Below are 3,157 nucleotides of genomic sequence, written 5' to 3' on the forward strand. Positions count from 1 at the left end.
CTGAGTTCGGCATGGGGTCAGGTGGGACCACCGCGCTCTTGCCGCCAGACAAATCCTGTTTTCAATCCCGAACAAGCTGTTTTCTCTCTCTGAAACTTTCTCTTCTCTCATGCCCAAAACACCTTCGGTGTTGTCAGGTTAAGCCGCACGGTTCATTAGTACTGGTTAGCTCAACGTCTCGCAACGCTTACACACCCAGCCTATCTACGTCCTCGTCTCGAACGCTCCTTCAGTACCCTCTAAGGAGTAAGGGAAGACTCATCTTAAGGCAAGTTTCCCGCTTAGATGCTTTCAGCGGTTATCTCTTCCGCACTTAGCTACCGGGCAGTGCCATTGGCATGACAACCCGAACACCAGTGGTGCGTCCACTCCGGTCCTCTCGTACTAGGAGCAGCCCCTTGCAATCTTCCAACGCCCACGGCAGATAGGGACCGAACTGTCTCACGACGTTCTAAACCCAGCTCGCGTACCACTTTAAATGGCGAACAGCCATACCCTTGGGACCTACTTCAGCCCCAGGATGTGATGAGCCGACATCGAGGTGCCAAACACCGCCGTCGATATGAACTCTTGGGCGGTATCAGCCTGTTATCCCCGGAGTACCTTTTATCCGTTGAGCGATGGCCCTTCCATTCAGAACCACCGGATCACTAAGACCTACTTTCGTACCTGCTCGAGCCGTCACTCTCGCAGTCAAGCTAGCTTATGCCTTTGCACTAACCTCACGATGTCCGACCGTGATTAGCTAACCTTCGTGCTCCTCCGTTACTCTTTGGGAGGAGACCGCCCCAGTCAAACTACCCACCAGACACTGTCCGCAACCCGGATAACGGGCCTACGTTAGAACATCAAACATTCAAGGGTGGTATTTCAAGGATGGCTCCATGCAGACTGGCGTCCACACTTCACAGCCTCCCACCTATCCTACACATCAAGGCTCAAGGTTCAGTGTCAAGCTATAGTAAAGGTTCACGGGGTCTTTCCGTCTTGCCGCGGGTACACTGCATCTTCACAGCGAGTTCAATTTCACTGAGTCTCGGGTGGAGACAGCCTGGCCATCATTACGCCATTCGTGCAGGTCGGAACTTACCCGACAAGGAATTTCGCTACCTTAGGACCGTTATAGTTACGGCCGCCGTTTACTGGGGCTTCGATCAAGAGCGTCGCCTTGCGGCTAACCCCATCAATTAACCTTCCAGCACCGGGCAGGCGTCACACCGTATACGTCCACTTTCGTGTTTGCACAGTGCTGTGTTTTTATTAAACAGTTGCAGCCAGCTGGTATCTGCGACTGGCCTCGGCTCCGGGAGCAAGTCCCTTCACCTGACGCCAGCGTGCCTTCTCCCGAAGTTACGGCACCATTTTGCCTAGTTCCTTCACCCGAGTTCTCTCAAGCGCCTGAGTATTCTCTACCTGACCACCTGTGTCGGTTTGGGGTACGATTCAATGTTACCTGAGGCTTAGAGGCTTTTCCTGGAAGCAGGGCATCTGTCACTTCAGCACCGTAGTGCCTCGTCATCACGCCTCAGCCTTAAAGCACCCCGGATTTCCCTGGGATGCCAGCCTACACGCTTAAACCGGGACGACCGTCGCCCGGATGACATAGCCTTCTCCGTCCCCCCTTCGCAGTAACACCGAGTACAGGACTATTAACCTGTTTCCCATCGACTACGCTTTTCAGCCTCGCCTTAGGGGTCGACTCACCCTGCCCCGATTAACGTTGGACAGGAACCCTTGGTCTTCCGGCGAGCGGGTTTTTCACCCGCTTTATCGTTACTTATGTCAGCATTCGCACTTCTGATACCTCCAGCAAACCTCACAGTTCACCTTCGCCGGCTTACAGAACGCTCCCCTACCCAACAACACCTAAATGTCGCTGCCGCAGCTTCGGTGCATGGTTTAGCCCCGTTACATCTTCCGCGCAGGCCGACTCGACCAGTGAGCTATTACGCTTTCTTTAAATGATGGCTGCTTCTAAGCCAACATCCTGGCTGTCTGAGCCTTCCCACTTCGTTTCCCACTTAACCATGACTTGGGGACCTTAGCTGGCGGTCTGGGTTGTTTCCCTCTTCACGACGGACGTTAGCACCCGCCGTGTGTCTCCCGTGATAACATTCTTCGGTATTCGCAGTTTGCATCGGGTTGGTAAGTCGGGATGACCCCCTAGCCGAAACAGTGCTCTACCCCCGAAGATGAATTCACGAGGCGCTACCTAAATAGCTTTCGGGGAGAACCAGCTATCTCCCGGTTTGATTGGCCTTTCACCCCCAGCCACAAGTCATCCGCTAATTTTTCAACATTAGTCGGTTCGGTCCTCCAGTTAGTGTTACCCAACCTTCAACCTGCCCATGGCTAGATCACCGGGTTTCGGGTCTATACCCTGCAACTTAACGCCCAGTTAAGACTCGGTTTCCCTGCGGCTCCCCTATGCGGTTAACCTTGCTACAGAATATAAGTCGCTGACCCATTATACAAAAGGTACGCAGTCACCCTGATAAATCAAGGCTCCCACTGCTTGTACGTACACGGTTTCAGGTTCTTTTTCACTCCCCTCGCCGGGGTTCTTTTCGCCTTTCCCTCACGGTACTGGTTCACTATCGGTCAGTCAGGAGTATTTAGCCTTGGAGGATGGTCCCCCCATATTCAGACAGGATACCACGTGTCCCGCCCTACTCTTCGAGCTCACAATACCAGTGTCTTCGGATACGGGGCTCTCACCCTTTACTGCCGGCCTTTCCAGACCGTTCTCCTGACACTGCTATCGCTGATGGCTCTGGGCTCCTCCCCGTTCGCTCGCCGCTACTGGGGGAATCTCGGTTGATTTCTTTTCCTCGGGGTACTGAGATGTTTCAGTTCCCCCGGTTCGCCTCCTTACCCTATGAATTCAGATAAGGATAGTGCAACGGATTGCACTGGGTTTCCCCATTCGGACATCGCCGGCTGATAACGCTTCATATCAGCTCACCGGCGCTTTTCGCAGATTAGCACGTCCTTCATCGCCTCTGACTGCCTAGGCATCCACCGTGTACGCTTAGTCGCTTAACCTCACAACCCGAAGGTGTCTTCGGACTGGAGTTTTTGAGAGACTCATCAATGTTATCGTTCAACAACATCGATTGTTTCAAATTTTCAGCTTGTTCCAGATTGTTAAAGAGCA

General features: G+C 53.2%; 1 rRNA gene. It reads right to left on the reverse strand.

The features are described from left to right. Positions 1–134: 134 nt before the first annotated feature. Positions 135–3,045, reverse strand: a 23S ribosomal RNA gene (locus Xedl_RS41225). Positions 3,046–3,157 lie beyond the last annotated feature (112 nt).

The organism is Xenorhabdus eapokensis (assembly GCF_001908105.1).